This is a genomic window from Microbacterium sp. NPDC077184, from assembly GCF_040687055.1.
Taxonomy (GTDB): domain Bacteria; phylum Actinomycetota; class Actinomycetes; order Actinomycetales; family Microbacteriaceae; genus Microbacterium.
This window is the reverse complement of the sequence record NZ_JBFBMM010000004.1, coordinates 230,294-248,647: the sequence shown is the minus strand read 5'-3', so window position 1 is coordinate 248,647 and position 18,354 is coordinate 230,294. Positions and strand designations below refer to the sequence as shown.

At 65.4% G+C, this 18,354-nt stretch carries 16 protein-coding genes and 1 pseudogene; 12 read left to right on the top strand and 5 right to left on the bottom strand.

Translation table 11 applies throughout. The features are described 5' to 3' along the window. Positions 1–11 precede the first annotated feature (11 nt). A complete protein-coding gene (locus AB0O93_RS10050) occupies positions 12–419 on the top strand; it encodes a hypothetical protein (protein WP_043341843.1) in 408 nt (135 codons plus the stop codon). Here AB0O93_RS10050 and AB0O93_RS10045 read toward each other — a convergent pair. Together AB0O93_RS10045 and AB0O93_RS10040 are read right to left on the bottom strand one after the other, a co-directional pair. Further along, positions 416–1,222: a metallophosphoesterase gene (locus tag AB0O93_RS10045; RefSeq protein WP_005054963.1), complete on the bottom strand. Its 807-nt coding sequence runs from the start codon at positions 1,220–1,222 to the stop codon at positions 416–418. The genes AB0O93_RS10050 and AB0O93_RS10045 overlap by 4 nt on opposite strands. 80 nt (positions 1,223–1,302) lie before the next feature. Further along, positions 1,303–1,764 (bottom strand): hypothetical protein, encoded by a 462-nt coding sequence (locus AB0O93_RS10040; protein ID WP_005054965.1) that lies wholly within the window; start codon positions 1,762–1,764, stop codon positions 1,303–1,305. Between the two features lie 517 nt (positions 1,765–2,281). Between AB0O93_RS10040 and AB0O93_RS10035 the strand changes: the two are divergent. The 5 genes and pseudogenes from AB0O93_RS10035 to AB0O93_RS10015 form a co-directional block, all read left to right on the top strand. Next, a pseudogene (locus AB0O93_RS10035) lies at positions 2,282–2,431 on the top strand (translation initiation factor IF-2 N-terminal domain-containing protein); the annotation flags it as partial. A gap of 135 nt (positions 2,432–2,566) precedes the next feature. Then, on the top strand, positions 2,567–4,093 hold the full coding sequence (locus AB0O93_RS10030) for an ATP-binding protein (protein WP_005054967.1): 1,527 nt from the start codon (positions 2,567–2,569) through the stop codon (positions 4,091–4,093). After that, positions 4,090–5,193 (top strand): hypothetical protein, encoded by a 1,104-nt coding sequence (locus AB0O93_RS10025; protein WP_005054969.1) that lies wholly within the window; start codon positions 4,090–4,092, stop codon positions 5,191–5,193. The genes AB0O93_RS10030 and AB0O93_RS10025 overlap by 4 nt, the downstream gene beginning before the upstream one ends. Positions 5,194–5,409: 216 nt before the next feature. After that, positions 5,410–6,606, top strand: coding sequence for a hypothetical protein (locus AB0O93_RS10020; RefSeq protein ID WP_165801300.1), 1,197 nt, complete (start codon positions 5,410–5,412; stop codon positions 6,604–6,606). After that, positions 6,569–7,825, top strand: a complete 1,257-nt coding sequence (locus AB0O93_RS10015) for a hypothetical protein (protein ID WP_005054973.1) — start codon at positions 6,569–6,571, stop codon at positions 7,823–7,825. The genes AB0O93_RS10020 and AB0O93_RS10015 overlap by 38 nt, the downstream gene beginning before the upstream one ends. Before the next feature lie 305 nt (positions 7,826–8,130). Here the strand turns inward: AB0O93_RS10015 and AB0O93_RS10010 are convergent, their stop codons facing one another. Then, entirely contained in the window at positions 8,131–8,565 is a 435-nt protein-coding gene (locus AB0O93_RS10010) for a hypothetical protein (RefSeq protein ID WP_101305219.1), read from the bottom strand. A 482-nt stretch (positions 8,566–9,047) separates the two neighbouring features. On the opposite strand from AB0O93_RS10010, the gene AB0O93_RS10005 reads away from it, so the two are divergent. The 4 genes from AB0O93_RS10005 to AB0O93_RS09990 all read left to right on the top strand — a co-directional run bounded on the left by AB0O93_RS10005 (position 9,048) and on the right by AB0O93_RS09990 (position 13,907). Continuing rightward, positions 9,048–9,959, top strand: coding sequence for an alpha/beta hydrolase (locus tag AB0O93_RS10005; RefSeq protein ID WP_005054979.1), 912 nt, complete (start codon positions 9,048–9,050; stop codon positions 9,957–9,959). Between the two features lie 43 nt (positions 9,960–10,002). After that, positions 10,003–11,616, top strand: coding sequence for an NAD(P)/FAD-dependent oxidoreductase (locus AB0O93_RS10000; RefSeq protein WP_005054981.1), 1,614 nt, complete (start codon positions 10,003–10,005; stop codon positions 11,614–11,616). Positions 11,617–11,666: 50 nt separating this feature from the next. Beyond that, entirely contained in the window at positions 11,667–12,122 is a 456-nt protein-coding gene (locus AB0O93_RS09995; RefSeq protein WP_230005328.1) for a hotdog domain-containing protein, read from the top strand. 69 nt (positions 12,123–12,191) lie between these two features. Next, entirely contained in the window at positions 12,192–13,907 is a 1,716-nt protein-coding gene (locus AB0O93_RS09990; protein ID WP_005054985.1) for a helix-turn-helix domain-containing protein, read from the top strand. An 82-nt stretch (positions 13,908–13,989) separates the two neighbouring features. Here the strand turns inward: AB0O93_RS09990 and AB0O93_RS09985 are convergent, their stop codons facing one another. Continuing rightward, entirely contained in the window at positions 13,990–15,360 is a 1,371-nt protein-coding gene (locus AB0O93_RS09985; RefSeq protein ID WP_005054987.1) for an NAD-dependent succinate-semialdehyde dehydrogenase, read from the bottom strand. 212 nt (positions 15,361–15,572) lie between these two features. Here AB0O93_RS09985 and AB0O93_RS09980 point away from each other — a divergent pair, with 212 nt between their 5' ends. Together AB0O93_RS09980 and AB0O93_RS09975 are read left to right on the top strand one after the other, a co-directional pair. Continuing rightward, positions 15,573–16,325, top strand: coding sequence for an enoyl-CoA hydratase/isomerase family protein (locus AB0O93_RS09980; RefSeq protein ID WP_005054989.1), 753 nt, complete (start codon positions 15,573–15,575; stop codon positions 16,323–16,325). Further along, positions 16,322–17,170, top strand: coding sequence for a 3-hydroxyacyl-CoA dehydrogenase family protein (locus AB0O93_RS09975; protein ID WP_005054991.1), 849 nt, complete (start codon positions 16,322–16,324; stop codon positions 17,168–17,170). Before AB0O93_RS09980 ends, AB0O93_RS09975 begins: the two co-directional genes overlap by 4 nt. A 28-nt stretch (positions 17,171–17,198) precedes the next feature. Here AB0O93_RS09975 and AB0O93_RS09970 read toward each other — a convergent pair whose 3' ends face one another. Then, positions 17,199–18,257: an alcohol dehydrogenase gene (locus AB0O93_RS09970; RefSeq protein WP_005054993.1), complete on the bottom strand. Its 1,059-nt coding sequence runs from the start codon at positions 18,255–18,257 to the stop codon at positions 17,199–17,201. Positions 18,258–18,354 lie beyond the last annotated feature (97 nt).

The window sequence follows — 18,354 nt, the reverse complement described above, 5'->3', positions numbered from 1 at the left end:
GGATCTCTGCGATGACGGTCGAGGGCAAGGAATGCGTGGTGTCGGCCGACTCAGGCCGGGAGGACAAGCCGTGGTCGGCACCTCACCTCGCGCCGCTGTTCATTGAACTCACCGCTGACGAGACGGCGCCGGTGTGGGCGCGTCGCGCTGTGACATTCCTCCATCGCTACGCCCGCGAACACGGCCAATCCCCGACCTTCCGGGAAGTATTCCCGGAGCTCGCGTCGCACGATCTCAGCGCCGCGGAGCATCAGGCTGCCTGGACGTCGTCGTCGCCGCGGTACCTGACGATGGTGCACTGGCAGCGTTGTGGATGGATCCGCTTCCGACGAGAACCGCGGACCCTCCGATCCGGCCCCGCGGCAGGCGAACTGTTCATACCGTCGCCCGCGCCGAAAGCGCGTCCGAGGCAGTCCTAAGCCTTGGCGGTGTTCCCGGGGGAGTCGGGGTGGGAAGAGTAGAGCGCGCCGAGGAGTTCCTCCAGCGCGACGCGCAGTTCGTTGTAGCCCATCGTGTAGAACATCGCGTCGGAGTTCGAGGTTTCGGTGGCGTCGAGGTTGGCGAGGAGTTGACGGGCTTCACGGACCGCCACATCGAGCCACGGCTCGACATCCGGTAGGCCCCGGACCCACTCGTCGATGACGGTGAACGGGATGGGCGCGTATGCGTGGGCGTCGACGCCGACGTGGAACTGGTGCCCATTCGGGCCGTGGTCGCGTGCGTGCGTGTGACCGTGCAACAGCGGGATCCCATCGTCCCAGCGGGGCCGGTGCGACGTGTGTCGGTCCGACTCCTGCGAGTCGCCCTTGTACGGGTAGTGGGATGCGAGGATCCGGTAGCCGTGCCGGGTGCCTTCGATGACCTCCGGCAGAATCGTCCACCCGGCCGCCTCGTAGAGCGGCGCGAACCGTTCGATCGCCTTCCTGGACTGTGTCGCTGGTGAGACCCGGTCATGGTTCCCGGGGACGAGGTACCGGTGACCGTTCAGCTGCGCGGTGAGGGTGATCGATTCCTCGATCGGCCCGAGCGCGACATCCCCGAGATGTAGCACCACATCTGTCGGGGCGACCGTCTCGTTCCAGCGGCGGATGAGCTCGGTGTTCATCTCGTTGACGGTGGTGAATGGACGGTCCGCGAGTTCGCTGATCCGGGCGTGGCTGAAGTGGGTGTCCGCGGTGACGTAGTCGACTCGGTCGAAGTCGAACCACGGATACTCACTCACGGCTAACGCTCCTCGCATGTGACGGATGTCTAGCAGAATCTAGCGGTGTCTAGCGTTTCGGTAGACACCGCTAGATGTTCCTAGAGTTCGTCGAGATCGATCCCGAATTTCCGGGCGAGATCGGAGCGCGCCACCTCCGCACTGTCGGCGGGACGCTCCCGGGCGATACGGGCGATTTCCTCGTCTTCCGCCGCATCCTCCGTGGCGGCGACCGCTGCCAGCTCATCGATCAGGACAAGAACGGGTGTGCCGTCGGCGGTCGCGCGGCGGCGGATCTCGGCGGCGGCATGGCCGAGGGTGTACATCCGCTCCCACGGGTGCTCGCCGTGGCGAGCGATGGCCACGGTGTCGCGGGTGTAGCTGCGCTCATCGCCTGGGACGAGCCACCGTTCGGTGCCGTCCGAGGCGAGGAAGAAGTCGACGTAGCAGTTCCCACACGGCATCCGGTAGACCCCGGGCTCGGTGGGGGCAGAGTCGGTGCTACGCGCGATCATGTCGCGGATGATCCGCCCCCAGTCCGTGTTGCCGTCAGAGTGTGACATCGGCCAGACCCTTCGTTTGGCGAACGGAGTAGTCTCTCACACCGGTGAATTTGTGTCCACTGATTGGGTCAGAGCCTGTTCGAGTCGAGTGGTTGCTCTCGCTCAGGAAGTCTCGCCCGTCGTGAGATGCTCGCCTCATGGCATCGCACACTTCAAGCGGCTGAAAGCGGCCCCAGAAGACCTCATCGACATCCAGCGCTGCGTGACGTTCGTCGCGGGCATGGGCCTGGACCCCGTTTGGCCCGAGGCCCAGCAAGGCCTAGCAGCCGGTGGAAGGCCATTTCACTCGACGCGCTGGACCGATCACAACTCAATGGGTAGCCCACCCGAGGCACATGAACGTGCTGCTCAAGGCGCGCCGCCTCGGTGGGACGGCGGACGGCGACTGATATATCGAGCCGTGTCATCGCAGCCGGTGTCTGCAGCATGCAACAGACTGATCTGGCAACCCGGCTTCGCCGGTAATGCACAGCCCCTGGCAGACACAGCGGGCCAAGTGACCACGAGCGGAGAACAGATGGCGAAGATGCGAGTGCACGAGCTCGCCGCCGAACTGGGAGTCGACGCAAAGGCCGTCTTGGTCCGTCTGCGAGAACTTGGTGAGTTCGTCAAGAGCCCGTCTTCATCGATAGAAGCTCCAGTTGCTCGCAAGGTGAGGGCGTCGTTCGGTGCCCGACCCCCTCGACCCGGTTCGCCTCGGCCATCGCCGATGCGACGTGAGCACGTAGACCCGCATGTCGATCGGCCGGGATTCGATCCGACCGCACCATCCACTCGACAGTTCGGCTGGCGATCGGGCGCTGTGGCGGCGCCCCAGCACCCAGACCTGCTGGCAAACGTCGAGCGCGTTCGATACAAGTACCCGGTCCTGCGTGACCACATCGACGCTCTGCGAAGTCTTGGCTCCCAGGTGGTCTACGCGGGGTTCTGCCGTCAGGATGGCTTCAGGGACTGCGCGATCGTCCATGTGCGATTCAGTGGAGCGATCGAGGCCGGGTTTGGGTTTACCCGCGAGGTGATGATCTTCTACAGTCCGCATGAGGATCTCCAGGGCCGGACCTTCCAGGCTGCGGCCCGCGAGCTCGGTGGCGCCGATCGTTCCATCACTCCGGACATCTTCTTCATGTGGTCGCCCGATCGGCGTCTACAGATCAAACTGAACGACTGGTCGCGCCCCGCGAAACTAGCGATCCCGCTCTTGATTGACGACGAAGACGAACTCTCGCTAATTACCCTTCTTCGCGACTACATCTATGCCCGAGACCTCTTCTACATGACGACTCCCGTGTATGGCGCGAGCTTCTTCGGCCGCAGGACACTGCTGCAGTCGATGCGTGACGACGTGTTCAACCAGCGAGTCACAGGCGTCTTCGGACTGCGGAAGTCGGGCAAGACGAGCATCCTCATGCAGCTTAAGGAGGAGTTGCAAGAGGACAAAGTGGTGACCGTCCTCATGGACCTGGAGGCCTTCCCCTCTCCGCCGGAAGACCCCACCGACGACATCGTCAGCGATCTGCGTCGACGACTGATTGCTGAACTCAAAGCTCACAAGCTGCGCACCCAAGAGCTTTCGCAGCTGCAGGAACGCCCGAGCATCCTCGACCTGAAGAACGCTCTCCAGGCGATACTCAAGCATCTCCACAAAGACGGGCATAGGATCCTGCTCCTCCTGGACGAGATCGAGTACTTGACCCCAGCGGATCGCATCGATATCGCTGAAGGCGACATGCCACGCATTGCGCAGCTGCTATCGGCCCTCAGGAGCATCGTGCAGGAGTCTGAGAACTTCACCTTCGTGCTGTCCGGCCTTACAAGCGCCATCGTTGAAGGTGGACGACTGTATGGTCGACCGAATCCCCTCTTCTCTTGGGCGAAGGCCGTGTACGTGAAGCCGCTGGAGCGAGAAGAGGCGGACGATCTCGCGAGCACCGTCGGCGGCAAGATGGGCATCCAGATCGAACCTGGTGCGCTCGAGGCACTCCACGAGGCGTCCGGTGGTCACGCCTATCTGTATCGAAATCTGAGCTCAGCCGTCGTGCAGCACCTTCCGACCGACGTCTTCCAACGTACGATGACTCGCGCTTCCGTGCTCACAGAACTTGATGATTGGAAGAGTCGCGTCCAAGGCAACATTGAGGAGATGGTCCAACACGTCAAGCGCTACTACGCGAACGAGGCCGTCATGCTGGACGTGCTGATGGACAGTGCAGCCGACTTCAAGGAACTCGCATCCAGCGAGCACGTCGCAGTTCGTCGACTGAAGGACCTGGGTCTGATTCACGAACAGGACGGCGAGTTCGAAGTCAGCGTGATCCTGGAGCTCGTATGAGCGCGACCGACTACTCCGACTGGATACTGGGCGTTCACCGAAAAGCGGAGCAACTCCGCGTCGTGTTCCTGCAGCTGGGCTCGAGCAACGAGCCAGCCCGCCGCGCTCTGGGGGCTTCGCAGGTGAACGTGACGCGCGTCCGGGACTACTTGCAGCCAGATGGCCCACTTACCACCGGAACAGTCGTGATCGACGGGATGGAGTCGCTCACGATGCAGAGTGAGGCCACTCAGATGGGTGCGCTACGCGAGCGCGTCTTCAGCGACGTCGAGGCCGGCGGCAGGGTCATCCTCCTCTCCCGGGCGCCTCGGATTGCTTTCCCTCCAGTGGTCGGGAGTTCGCTCCTTGACGACGCCAGCCTGGCGCATGCTCCGGTCGTCAAGAGCACAGGCGCTCACGAGTGGCCAACGTGCGTTGAAGACGGCGCCTCCCCGGCCGACGTACTGTGCCGGGCGCTGACAGAACTCGGTATGGACCTGGCTGCGTCTCTCGATCGTGTCGTGTACGAGAGCCTGCTGATTGGCCAGAGCGCGCTGGGCCTGCTCAACGCGAGGGAGCTTGAGGCGCTGGATGGTTCCAGCCTTACAGCGCCCGACGGTGCGACTCGGACATGGAATTTTCCGAAGCATCTCGGACCGCTCAAGAAGGCGCTCGACGAGGTTCTCGCGGATGCCCTCGATCCTCAGCAGCAGCTTGCCGAGGTGAGTTCGGGACTCTGGAAGATCGAGCGGATCATCCGACGCGAAGTGCGTCGGCGCGCAATCGCCGCATGGGCGGAGAACTGGCGCACGCAGTGCCTGAACGGCGACCTTCCGGAAAAAGTGCTCGAGCGAGCGAGCGAATCGGCATACATGGGCGCCACGTCGGTCAAGCAATTGCGCGACCCTCTCGAATGGCTCTCACTCGGGGAGTTGCTCCAACTAAAGGACCGTTCCCAGATCGGCGACTTGGGGTTGAGCGCCGCTCACTGGCGACAGTTCAGCGCGCAGATCATGCCGATTCGGAATCGTCTGGCACACATGCGCAGTCTTCGGCCCGAGGACGCCGCCGACGTCGTCAAATGGCAGCGAGTGCTCGAAATGCGATTCCCCACAAATTGAGACGAGCGCACTGCGAGGAGCGTACGCCCGATCAGTAGGCTCATCTCGGTAGCGGGTGAGGAGATTCGAATGGCGGAGAGCACCACTGCCGATCTGGACGTCAACAGGTCCGACCGGCGACTCGGGCGCGCTGTGACGCGGGTTCATCAAGCCTCGCGCACAATCGACCCGGCTCTGAGACCCAGACTCGAGTCACTACTTCACGCAGGCGAAGCGATGGACTTCGTCGCCCGCATCCATGGATTCTCCGACCCCTTGAGTGCATCCGCCCTCGAGTCTTTCGCCGTCCAGGCAGGAATTGGAAGGCAATCACTTCACTCGACCGTGCTGCCGGCGCTGAAGGCTGCCAATGTTGCAGACTTCGCGCTGGACACACAAGGCGTTGTAATCGAGGTGCAGGAGTTTCTGGGCGTAACCGGGAACCTCATCGAACAGTCCTACCGCGTTCTACAGCAGCTCAACCCGACCATCGATGAGATCGTAACGCTGCACTCGATCGAAGTCGCATCGTTCGCCCCGTTGACGACCACCCAACATCTCGACCAACTCCACCGACGAGGATTCAACGACCAAGTCAGCGAAACCGGTCTGAACCTTGCACTGGCGACAGGCCTTACAAAGCGCGTCAACTCCGTCGATCTCGCCGAGGACGTAATTTATAGCCCTTACGTGTGGGAGTCAGGACAGATTGAGATCGCGTCGTTCCTCCGTGGCCTTCCCCCGGGCGAGCGCGACGCGCTTCTCGGCATATGTGAACAGGCAGCGCAACACCCCGGCCTCGCACTTCCACTCCTCGCGCAACCGACCCCCGGCGTGTTCGGCGCAGCACAGAAGGTCGGACTCGTCCAGGCCGCCACCGTCAAGTCGACGGGAGGATCCGGAGCGCAGACATATGTCTTTTCACCTACTCTCGAGTCGGAGGACGACCGGCTCACAACCACCGAGGCGCTGAATCAGCGCAAGCTTTTTGTCGCCCACATGCTCTTCGGGCATGAACGAGCGGAACGTAGCGGCGGTCGAATACACGATCCTGTGGTCCTCGTGCGGGCGCTCCTAAACCGCGGGAGCGTTGGGCCTGCGAGCAACATCAGCACCGACTACCACCTGCTTGAGGCGCACGGCATCGTTCGCGTCCGTGAAACGGACCACGGCCGGGCATACCTCGAACTTGTGAAGGAGGAGATCGTCGAAGGCGGGCTCGCGTGGCTTCAGAACTCATCAACGTCCGCAGGAACGACGGACCCGACGGTGAACCTCCTCCGAGCTCCAGGCGAGTTCACCAACCCAGAGCAAACACGTGCGGGCGCGGGCGACCTCGGAGCCGCTGACGAGATCGCGAGATCAGCGATCCTCGAGCTGAGAAAGGAACTGCAACGTGCCACCCGTCAAGACCGACCCGCTAACCCCCGGTGATCGACTCGAATGCCGCGTAGGCCAAGTGTGGTTCTGGGAGGGGTACTTCACTCGGGTAGGCATCGACCTCATCAGCTACTACGGCGCGGAACTCATCCAAGTCACCGACCTGGATCTACTCGCCATCGGGCTTGGTCCCGGGCTCGAGAGTCACCGGACCATTGGCGAGTCCAAGAGCGGGACGGGGAAGAGCGCGCCGAAACCACTCGACCGTATTGTGTGGCTACGCGGACTGCAAGAGTTGGTAGGCGCAGAGCGAGCGGAACTGACTGTTGCCTCGAGCGTGACGCCCAGAACCCGGGAGCTGGGCCGCCATTCCCGCGTCAGCGTCGAATCGATCAACGACCTCCAGGCGCGAGAGGCCGCACTTAATCTCTCGAAACTCACAGATCTTGGGGCCCACGGACCCAACGCCCTGCTTCTGCGGCGCACAGTCAAAGTAGTCAGCAAGGACGATCCCACGCTCGGACCTGCGTTCAAGTTCCTCACTTCCACCGTGTGGTTTCTAGATCCGTTCGCTGCACTGAAGCAGAGCCTGGGTCTACTTGAGACGCTTTGCCAGCGCTGGACGCCCGGCGTCAAGGATGACGAACAGCTCGCGGTACGGTGGCTCATTTCAGAGACCCTCAGTATCTGGGTACTCAACCTCGTAACGATCGTGGGATTTGTCCGCCCGATGGATCCGAGTGCATTCACAAGTTTTCTTCGCGAACGCCTCGCAGACGGAGTTGTGCCCGCTCAGCGCATGCGCCAGTTGTCGCGCGACTTCGACAAGTTCATCAGTGGACTGCTCGCGGCGGCGAAGGCCTCGCCCGAGGTGCGGACTGAGGCCATGGGCGCGTTTGAGCCCTCACCGCCGGAGTGGGCTGACTCTGCTGCAGAACTCGCAATCCGGCTAGGCCGTCAGCCCGCGCTCCGAGACTTGCCTCGACAGTTTGATCTCGTCGTTCACGAGCGGCTAGCTCGTGGGCGAGACATCTCAGAAGCTGCGGGGGCTCAGCTTCGACTCAATGATCCGGCGGCAAGATCAAGCGTGAGCCTCATTGCAGCGTTCCTGCGAAGCTTTGGCTCTCTGAAGGACGACATCAGCGAGCTTCTAATCGCAGGGTTCGGTAAGCCGGCGCAGGCGCCGCCCGAGCCTGCACCCCAGCAAGAGATCGAAGCGACTGCTCTCACACTGCCCGGCCTCGACGCCGCTGACAGCGTTGCCGAGGACTGACTGGCGTGGGGCTGTAGGGATTCGCCATTCCCCACGGAATCCTGAGCCTTCGGCCACTGCCAACTACCGGGGATTCCCGGCATCCTCGGCCATTTCCAACGGGAACCTACACGTCGTCGAGGTCGTCGTTGCAGTGAGCTTCCGATGGTCGGCGACATGCGCGGGTTCGTCGCGGGGGCCTTCGATCTCGAACCCGCAGACACCGCAGCTATGCAGCCCGATGCCGTCGACGTCGTCCGAGGGGATGTACATCGTGGTGGGCTCTTCGCACATCAAGCAGCGCATGGTGTCTCCGTTCGTGATTGTCAGGTGATCGGTTGGACGGTGGCGGAGTATCCGCGGTGGGAGCCCCAGGCCGCGGCGATGCGGTCGGCAATGTCGCGGTCCTCGCCGAGGTATGGCCGGTATCTCTTGCCGCGAGGGTCGGTGATCACGACCTGGACGACGCCGGCGGGCTCGCGCACGGTGACCCTGGCGGCGGGGATCGGATATGCCTGGACGCGACCGGCGATGATGAAAGTCGGGTACAGGTCGCGTGCGAGCTCCGGGGCACGGAACACGTCGTGAACCCACGCCGTGATGGCGAGCGCGCCGGCGGGGCTGAACCCGATGAGGCGGGCGGGGAGTTGCTCGAGCCCGGCGCGGACGAAGTAGTGCTCGTCGACGAGGATCGGCGTCGGCGGGAGCAGGGTTTGCTCGTCGTGGGCGGGGTAGATGGTGAGGCTGGTGCGGCTGTTCATGAGGCGCTCGTTCATGCGGTGCGGCGGATGCCGGCGGCGATGATGTGGGCCTTGGTGGGCCGGGAGTAGAAGCCGAAGCTGTCGTCGTCGTCGGAAGCGGAGACGGTGGCGGTGAGTAGATCTTCGCCGTCCGGCGTGTGCTGCCGTCGCTCTCCGTGGAGATGGAATCCCGGCTGTCGGTCTCGTCCTGGCGACGGTCTTCACGCAGAGCGGCTGGGTCGGAGCAATGGCGGTGACCGCCGCGACTCTCGTCGTGGCGGCGCTGATCGTCTGGCACCGTGCCCGATCCGGTCTCGTTCGTGCGCTGGATCCTGATCATGCCGTGCGCCGGAGCCGATCTCTGTCGTGGTCACCGGGCAACCCGGGTGAGCTGTTCCAAATCGGCACAGCGCTGTGGCGGAATCCTCCCTGAGAGTAGAGCTCATCCACCGAGTGGTCGCCTAGTTCCTGCAGGCGCCGAGCATCAACGAAGGAGTTATGCGATGTCCTCGTCATCCACCGCGACCGCAGTCGTCCCGAGCGCCCTGCGTGATCTGTATCTGGGCTGGTCCGAGCTCATGGCCACCCACGAGCTGGACATGCGGCTGTTCCGCAGCATCTTCGATGAATGGCACCAGCCGACCATCGAACCGGAAAATGTCACCTACAAGGAGGAGACGGTCGGCGGCGTGCCCGGCATCTGGGCGTTCCCGGCCGGAGCCGATCGCTCCAAGGTCCTCCTCTACACGCACGGCGGCGGGTTCGCCGTCGGCTCTGCGGCCAGCCACCGGAAGCTCGCCGCGCACGTCGCGAAGGCGGCCGGGGTAACAGCGTTCGTGCTGGACTACCGTCGCGCGCCCGAGCACCCGCACCCCGCCCAGGTAGACGACGGGGTCGCGGCGTTCGAGGCCCTGCTGGAGCGGGGGGTCCACCCCGAGGACGTCACCACCATCGGCGACTCGGCGGGAGGCAATCTCGCCATCGCCATCCCGTTGGCGTTGAAGGCGAAGGGACGGCCGCTGCCCGGGCACGTCATCGCGTTCTCCCCGTGGCTGGACATGGAGAACCGCGGCGCGACGCTGGTCACCAACGATGCGACCGACGCGCTGATCTCCGTGCCGCTCCTGGAGGGCATGATCGCCGGCGTGCTGGGGGAGACCACCAGCCCGTCGGCGCCGCTCGCGAACCCGCTCTACGCGGATTTCACCGGGTTCCCCCCGCTGTACGTCAACGCCGGTTCGGTCGAGTCGTTGGTCGACAATGCCATCCGCGTGGCAGAGCGCGCCAAGGGCGCCGGCGTTGACGTCACCCTGCATGTCGCCGAAGGACAGCAGCACGTCTACCCGTTCCTGGCTGGCCGCGACGCGGACGTCGACGCGGAGCTTGCGGCGATCGGCCAGTGGCTTCGCCACTGACCTGCAGCACCCCACCCACCTCATTCACCGAAGGAGTTGCACCATGACATCCACACAGACCACGGACTTCGACGCGATCGTCGTCGGCGCCGGTTTCGGCGGCATCTACCAGCTACACACCCTGCGCGACAAGCTCGGCCTGCGCGTCCGCGGGTTCGAGAAGGGCGCCGGCATCGGAGGAACCTGGTACTGGAACCGGTACCCCGGCGCCATGTCCGACACGGAGAGCCCTTTCTACCGATACTCGTTCGATGACGAACTGCTGCAGGAGTGGGACTGGGCCCGCAAGTACATTGACCAGCCCGACATCCTCCGCTACCTTGAGACCGTCGTCGACCGGTACGACCTCCGCAAGGACTTCCGGCTGAACACCGAAGTCACGTCGATCGTCTTCGACGAAGCCACCAACACCTGGACGGTCGGCACCTCCGCCGGAGAATCCTTCACGGCCCGATACGTGGTGGCGGCGCTGGGACTGCTCGCAGCAACCAACATCCCCGACATCCCCGGGATCGACTCGTTCGAAGGCCGCCTCGTGCACACCGCGGAGTGGCCGGAGGACCTGTCGATCGAGGGCAAGCGGGTGGGGGTCATCGGCACTGGCTCGACCGGAACACAGTTCATCGTCGCCGCGGCCAAGCAGGTGTCGCACCTGACCGTGTTCCAGCGCTCGGCGCAGTACAGCGTCCCCTCCGGCAACGGACCGGTCGGCCCGGGGGAGGTGGACGGATACAAGTCCCGGTTCCCGGAGATCTGGGAGCAGGTCCGAAACTCCGGCGTCGCCTTCGGGTTCGAGGAGTCCACCGTCGCGGCCACCGATGTCGACGAGGCCGAGCGGGAGCGCGTGTTCCAGGCGGCATGGGACCGAGGCAACGGATTCTATTTCATGTTCGGCACGTTCAACGACATCGCTATCAACCCGGAGTCGAACGAGGCAGCCGCTGCGTTCATCCGCCGCAAGATCGCTGAGACGGTCAAGGACCCGGAGACGGCGCGATTGCTCACCCCGACCCAGCCGTATGCGAAGCGGCCCCTGTGCAACCAGGGCTACTACGACGTGTACAACCAGGACAACGTGAAGCTGGTGTCGATCAAGGAGAACCCAATCGTTGAGATCACCCCACGAGGGGTGAAGACCGCGGACGGTGTTGAGCACGAGCTGGATGTGCTCGTGCTGGCTACCGGGTTCGACGCGGTCGACGGCAACTACCGCCGCATCGACATCCGCGGGCGCGGAGGGGTGAGCGTCGACGAGCACTGGGCCGACGCCCCGACCAGCTTCCTCGGCATCATGACGGCCGGATTCCCGAACATGTTCATGATCCTCGGCCCCAACGGGCCGTTCACCAACCTGGTGCCCAGCATCGAGGCGCAGGTCGAGTTCATCACGACTCTGGTGACCGAGGCGGAGCGGAGAGGCGGGCTCATCGAGGTGTCGCAGCAGGTCGAGGACGAATGGACCGAGACCTGCACGACGATCGCAAACTACACGCTGTTCCCCAAGACCGACTCGTGGATCTTCGGGGCGAACATCCCCGGCAAGAAGCACGCCGTGATGTTCTACCTCGGCGGCCTAGGCGCCTACCGCGGCCTCCTCTCGGAGATCCAGGCGAAGGACTTCGAAGGATTCAGCATCGGACAGCCCATCCCGGCCTGATCGACGGTAACCGTAGGCCGGGAGTGTGCTTCCCGGCCTACGGTCGTCCTATGAGCGACAACATGTCAGAAGACGTCACCTTCCGATCACGCCGCTGGGTCCGTCCCGAGGACCTGAACGCGTACGGCACCCTGTTCGGCGGCAGCCTGCTGCGCTGGATCGATGAAGAGGCCGCGATTTACGCCATCATCCAGCTCGGAAACCCTCGGGCGGTCACCAAGTACATATCCGAGATCGACTTCGTCAGCTCCGCACGACAAGGTGACCTGATCGAGATGGGACTGCGCGCCACCGCGTTCGGGCGCACCTCCCTCACGATGCGCGCCGAGGTGCGCAACATGATCACCCGTGACCGCATTCTGACGATCGAGAAGATCGTCTTCGTCGGCCTCGACGACCACGGCCAGCCCATTCCTCACGGCTACACCGACATCACCTACGAACGCGACCGGCTTCCCCACCACCATGGACTCATGCGCACAGAGGATGGATCCACAGCGGACTAGGTATTGGCGGGTCCTAATAGGGAGGCGGATACTGGGTGGGACCACTTGCAGTGACGCGAGGTCCCAGCTATGTCCACCGATACCTATTCCGCCGCGAGCGTGCGGCAGGCTCGTGAACGCCTTCTCGAAGCTGGCGTCGGCGCGCACGGTCTCACTCCCCGAACACTGAACGTCCCCCCGGTGATCGAGCGCAGTTGGCGTCGCTCGTTCACCACCGGTGGCGGCTACGATCCGACGGCGACTCCTGCCTACCACCCGTTCTCCGAACCGGCGGGACGCTTTCAGGACACCGCTGAGATCGTCCTGGCGCGATGGGCGGAATCACTCGCGGACATGCGTGTCGCGCTGCTGGTCAGCGACCGATCCGGACGGATCCTCGCCCGAAAGGTGGGCGACCCGAGCCACGCGAGACGGCTCGACAAGGTGTCCGCGGCCGAAGGATTCGAATTCTCGGAGTCCGCGCTGGGCACGAACGGACTCGGAACGGCGATCGAGGAAAGATCCGCAGTGTTCGTGCGCGGCGCCGAGCACGTCAACGACCGGCTGCAGACCCTCGCCTGCGCTGGCGCCCCCATCCACGACCCTCTTTCGCGGCGGGTCATCGGCTCGCTCGCCCTCGCCTCTCCCGTCGGGGCGTCCCACCCCGCGATGCTCGCGATCGCGAAGCAGGCCGCTCGTGACCTCCAGGACGCGCTGCTTAACACCGCACCGCTGGAGCTGCAGGCGCTGCTGGCCCGGTTCGCGGACGGTACCGCCCGCCACCGTGTGCTGGCCATCGGCCGTGGCGGCGTGCTCGCCTCGACGGGCGCGTTGCCGATGCTCTCGGCCGAGCGGCACGTGACCCTGTGGGACGAGCTCCAGGCCCACCACTGGCAGGGGGATGTCGCATCCGTCTTGCTCGCGGATCGGCCGAGCACTGCCCGCCGCATCGTGAATCGGGCAGGGGAGAGCATCTACCTCGTGGAACTTGCCGAGTCCGAGCCGGCCGCAGCGCCGGAACCCACCCGGCTTTCCCGCCTTGCCGCGCACCTCGACGTGCTCGGCCGCAGCAGCGGGTGCATCGCGATCCACGGTCCGCGCGACAGTGGGAAGACGCTTCTCGCCCAGCTCTGGCTGCGCGAACGCGATCGCCACGACCCGGTCGTCATCGGCGCCCCGGCATTTCGGGAACCGGGGGCCGTGGCCACGGCGGTGCAGGCGCTGAGCACAGGTACATCGGTGGTCGTCTGCAGCGTCGAGTCTTTGACCGACGTTGACTTCCCGGTCCTGCAGCAATTGGCTGGCGCGGCAGATCCCGTCCGGTCCGCCCGGGTGGTGTTCTGTGTCGCAGACGACCTGACTGGCGTCGTCGTCGATTTCCTGGGCCGCCAAGGGCCGCGGCTCGATCTCCCTGCGCTGCGCGATGACCCAGACCGTGTCATCGGCCTGGCTGTGAGACTCGCTCAGGAGTACTCGGTGACACTGAGTCCTGCTGTGCTGCAGGCGCTTTCCCGGTGGGATTGGCGTGGTGGCGCCTCGGAGCTGCGGGTTCTGATTGCCGCGATGGTGGTGCAGCGTCCCGGCGGCACCGTCCTGGACGTCGACCTTCTGCCCGCCGAGATGCGCACACGTGCCCGCCAGCTGCGCGGCATCGCCGCATCCGAGTACCGGGCGATCGATGCGGCGCTGCGGGAGGCGGACGGAAACCGTTCGCGTGCAGCGGAGATCCTCGGTATCGGGCGCACGACGCTGTACCGGAAACTGCGCGCGTACGGTTTCGACGGGCAGAACACCCTGATCTCCTGAAAACAGCGCCCCCGCCTGCCGACCAGGGAGGCCTGGATTCGCAGTTGCGTACTCGGCGCGGCGGAGGCGTTACACGGGGATATCAGGCGGGGGTTCGGATGAGCTTCTTGTTCGCGAACTCGTCCATGCCGTACCGGGCGAGTTCGCGTCCGACGCCGGAGCGCTTCACGCCGCCGAAGGGGAGGTCCGGTGCGCTGCGGCTGGTGCTGTTGATCCACACCATCCCGACCTCCAGTTCGCGGGCGATCTGCGCGGCTGCCAGAGGATCCTGCGTGAAGACGCTGCTGGACAGCCCGAAGGGCGACTCGTTGGCCAGGGCGACCGCGGCCTGCGGGGAGGGCACCCGGTACACGACCGCGGTCGGTCCGAACAGCTCCTCCTCGTAGGCTCGCATCAGCGGGGTGACCCCGGTGAGCACGCTGGGCGGGTAGAAGGCGCCCTCTCGGCGTGCACCGGGGGCGATGTGCAGGGTGGCGCCCTTGGCGACCGCGTCCTCGACGAGCTCCTCGAGCTCATCTCCGGCATCCGCGGACGCCAACGGGCCGAGGAACGTGTCGGGGTCCGTGGGGTCGTCGGGGATGATCTTCGTGATCGCGTCGATGAACTTCCGAGAGAACTCGTCGTAGACGGCATCCACGACAATGAACCGCTTGGATGCCGTGCACGCCTGGCCGCCGTTGGCGATGCGGCCGCGTACGCCGGCTGCCACGGCCGCGTCGACGTCAGCATCCTCTAGGACGATGAACGGGTCCGAGCCGCCCAGCTCGAGGACGACCTTTTTCATGTGCCTGCCGGCCACCTCGCCGACAGCCGAGCCCGCCTTCTCGGAGCCGGTCAGCGACACCCCTTGCACGCGCGGGTCGGCGATGATGCCGGCAATCTGGCGGCTGTCTACGAACGCGTTGATGTACGCGTCGGCTGGAAGCGCGGCGTCGTGGAGCACGCGTTCGATGGCGAGGGCGGACTGCGGGCAGTTGCGGGCGTGTTTGAGGATGATCGTGTTGCCCAGTGCGAGGTTGGGGGCGACAAACCGGGCCACCTGGTAGTAGGGGAAGTTCCACGGCATGATCCCCAACAGCGGCCCGATCGGCTCGGTGCGGACGAGCGCTTCCCCTCCGCCGACGATGTCGAGGGTCTCGTCGGCGAGGAACGCTTCGGCGTGGTCGGCGTAGTACTGGTAGATCGAGGCGACCAGCTCGACTTCCCCGCGGGCCTGCGTGACGGGTTTGCCGACCTCGAGTGTCAGCAGCGCGCTCAGTTCATCAATGCGGTCCCGGTGCAGCTGCGCCGCGCGTGCCAGGATCCCCGTCCGTTCGGCGAGCGGCAGCTCCCGGTACTTGCGGTAGGCCGTGTGCGAGCGGGCGACGATGTCGGCCACGTCCGCATCGCCGATCACGGCGTACTCGGCGACCGTCTGACCGGTGGCTGGGTTGATGGTCCGGTATGCACCCATCGTGGTCTCCTCGCTTCATTGCTGTCGTGCGTCTCACGGGCCACGCCCGCCCAGATCGGCGGTCGTCTGGCGCGGTACTGCCCTCTCAGCCTGTCGCGCCGTGGCCGAGTTCGTCCAATACTGATCCCGGTCCAGATTGATGACGATGGCGCATCAGATGTACGTGGATCGGGTATTGGACGCGCATTGATCGGTGATGGGAGGCTGGGACGGTGACCACTCTGATACTCCGCGAGGGCGCGGACCGGCTTCACGTCGAACTGAACCGTCCTGACGTGCGAAACGCGATCAACGACGACATGGTCGACGAACTTCACGCGGTATGCACGAGCCTGGAGCGAGAGCCCCGCATCCTGATTCTCACCGGAACCTCTACGCCCGAACGGGGTGTGTTCGCGGCTGGCGCAGACATCCGGCAGCTGCTCGAGCGCGGCCGCGACGAAGCGCTGGCCGGCATCAACTCCGGGCTGTTCATCCGTATCGCGCGGCTGCCGATGCCGGTGATCGCTGCGGTCGACGGGTTCGCGATCGGGGGCGGTGCGGAACTCGCGTACGCGGCCGACATCCGGATCGCGTCCACCCGCGCCGTGTTCGGCAACCCCGAGACGGCGATCGGAATCCTGGCCGCGGCCGGGGCGACCTGGCGGCTCGCCGAGCTGGTGGGGGAGCCGCTGGCCAAGGAGATCCTGTTCACGGGGCGCCGGCTGGACGCCGAGGAGGCGCTGCGGTGTGGGTTGGTGGCCTCGGTGCATGAACCCGACCAGTTAGCGGCGGCGGCGGATACCGTCGCCGATCGGATCGCTGGCCAGGATCCGCTCGCCCTCCGCGTCTCGAAGCGCGTGCTCGCTGCGCCGCGGGACGCCCACCCCCTTGTCGACGAACTCGCGCAGGCGATCCTGTTCGAGTCGGACGCCAAGACGCAGCTGATGACCCGATTCCTCAACCGTTCTCAGGAGACCCGATGATCACTGTTCCCTCCACCGTCGGCGTGATCGGGGGCGGCCGCATGGGCGCCGGTATCGCGCAGGTATTCGCTCAGGCGGGCGCGCAGGTCACCGTGATCGAACGCGACCCGGCAGCGGCGGGCGCGGCCGCCGCGCGGTTGGCCGATGGGATCCGCAAGGCCGCGGAGCGGGATGCCTCGGTCGACGTCGACGCAATCGCCGGCCGCGTCGCGGCCAGCGCCGACTACGAGGCGCTGCGGAATGCCGAGCTCGTGATCGAAGCGGTCCCAGAGACATTCGCACTCAAGGTCGAGGCGATGCAGAGAGCAGAGGGGATCGTGGAGGAGTCGGCGTGGCTGGCCACGAATACCTCATCGTTGTCGGTGACAAGGCTCGCGGCGCAGCTCGCGAGGCCGGAGCGCGTGTGCGGACTGCACTTCTTCAATCCGGTGCCGCCCTCGTCACTCGTCGAGATCGTGCTGACGCCGTCGACCGACCCGGACCTGCGGCAACGGGCGGAGCAGTGGGTGACATCGCTGGGGAAGACCCCGATCGTCGTCAACGACGCGCCCGGCTTCGCGAGCTCCCGCCTGGGCGCGGCAATCGCGCTGGAAGCGATGCGGATGCTCGAAGAGGGGGTGGCCAGCGCTGAGGACATCGACACGGCGATGGTGCTGGGATACCGTCACGCGACAGGTCCGTTGCGCACCTCCGATCTTGTCGGGCTGGACGTGCGTCTCGGGATCGCCGAATACCTCTATGAGACGCTCGGCGAGCGGTTCGCCCCGCCGCAGATCCTCCGCGACAAGGTCGCGGCCGGGGAGCTGGGACGCAAGACGGGACGCGGCTTCTTCGACTACGCGTGAGTCGTGGCCGGCTGGACGCCCGGCGCGGTCACGCGCTGAGCACGATCCGGCCGGGCACGCCGCCCGCGGCGAGCCGGTCCAGCGCATCCTGCACCGCCGTCGCAGACAACTCCCCGTCGATGATCGGGAGATGCGGGAGCGCGCCGCGCCGCGCGAGCCCGACGAGCTCCTCGAGCTCGCCGAGGGACCCGACGAAGCTTCCGCGGATGGTGATGATCTTCAGAGTGAGCAACGCGGTGGGGATGACCAGCTCTCCGCCGAACAGCCCGACCTGAACCATCGTTCCGCCCTTGCGGAGCGCGGCGAACGCAGCGGGAGCTGTTGTGGAGTTGTTGACGAAGTCCACGATCGCCGCGACCGGCCCACCGGCGCCGGCGACGATGGCGGCGGCAAGGTCTTCCTGGCGGGCGGAGATCGTCGTGGTCGCTCCGAGCTGCCGCGCCAGTTCCAGATTGCGCTCCTGCAGGTCCACCGCGAGGACTGCTTCGTGGCCGAGCGCGCGCAGCGTGGCGATCGCCATCAACCCGACACCGCCGGCGCCTATCACCACGACCGGATCGGACGCGGTGGCCGGAAGGGCCTTGCGCGCGGCACTGTAGGCGGTCAGGCCGGAGCAGGCGAGAGTTGCGGCCCACCGCTCTTCGATCCCGGTGACGTCGAGGAGGTAACGGGGGTGCGGGACGAGGATAAACTCGGCATACCCGCCGTGGCGGGCGACGCCGAGGTTACGGGGCGAGGGGCACAGGTTCTCGTGACCTGCCTGGCATGCGTCGCAGGAGCCGTCGCCGATCCATGGGTAGACAAGGCGATGCTCACCCGGCGAGACCCCGTCGGCGTCGGGGCCGGCCGCTTCGACGACGCCGACGACCTCATGGCCGAGGACAAGCGGGTAGGTGACGCCCCGGTCGATCAGATTCAGACGCCCCCGGCTGCCGAGATCGTAGTACCCCTCACGCAGGTGCATGTCGGTGTGGCACACCCCGGAGCGAACAACGCGGAGGAGCACTTCGGTGCCCTCGGGCGTTGGTGTCGGCAGTTCCACATCGGTCACGGTGTGGTCGTCTTGGAAGATCGCGAACGCGTGCATGGTTGTCCTCGCCGTTGATATACGCACAGTGGACTCCACGCTTCCACTTCGTTCTGATTCTCTCCAATACCAAATGGCAGGCGGATTGATACCTGGC

What these genes read in the sequence shown, in the direction of transcription:
- AB0O93_RS10050 (WP_043341843.1), top strand. Translation starts at nt 12, where the DNA reads ATGACGGTCGAGGGCAAGGAATGCGTGGTGTCGGCCGACTCAGGCCGG.
- AB0O93_RS10020 (WP_165801300.1), top strand. Translation starts at nt 5,410, where the DNA reads ATGGACTTCGTCGCCCGCATCCATGGATTCTCCGACCCCTTGAGTGCA.
- AB0O93_RS10040 (WP_005054965.1), bottom strand. Translation starts at nt 1,764, where the DNA reads ATGTCACACTCTGACGGCAACACGGACTGGGGGCGGATCATCCGCGAC.
- AB0O93_RS10005 (WP_005054979.1), top strand. Translation starts at nt 9,048, where the DNA reads ATGTCCTCGTCATCCACCGCGACCGCAGTCGTCCCGAGCGCCCTGCGT.
- AB0O93_RS10010 (WP_101305219.1), bottom strand. Translation starts at nt 8,565, where the DNA reads ATGAACAGCCGCACCAGCCTCACCATCTACCCCGCCCACGACGAGCAA.
- AB0O93_RS10000 (WP_005054981.1), top strand. Translation starts at nt 10,003, where the DNA reads ATGACATCCACACAGACCACGGACTTCGACGCGATCGTCGTCGGCGCC.
- AB0O93_RS09995 (WP_230005328.1), top strand. Translation starts at nt 11,667, where the DNA reads ATGAGCGACAACATGTCAGAAGACGTCACCTTCCGATCACGCCGCTGG.
- AB0O93_RS09970 (WP_005054993.1), bottom strand. Translation starts at nt 18,257, where the DNA reads ATGCACGCGTTCGCGATCTTCCAAGACGACCACACCGTGACCGATGTG.
- AB0O93_RS09990 (WP_005054985.1), top strand. Translation starts at nt 12,192, where the DNA reads ATGTCCACCGATACCTATTCCGCCGCGAGCGTGCGGCAGGCTCGTGAA.
- AB0O93_RS09985 (WP_005054987.1), bottom strand. Translation starts at nt 15,360, where the DNA reads ATGGGTGCATACCGGACCATCAACCCAGCCACCGGTCAGACGGTCGCC.
- AB0O93_RS10025 (WP_005054969.1), top strand. Translation starts at nt 4,090, where the DNA reads ATGAGCGCGACCGACTACTCCGACTGGATACTGGGCGTTCACCGAAAA.
- AB0O93_RS09975 (WP_005054991.1), top strand. Translation starts at nt 16,322, where the DNA reads ATGATCACTGTTCCCTCCACCGTCGGCGTGATCGGGGGCGGCCGCATG.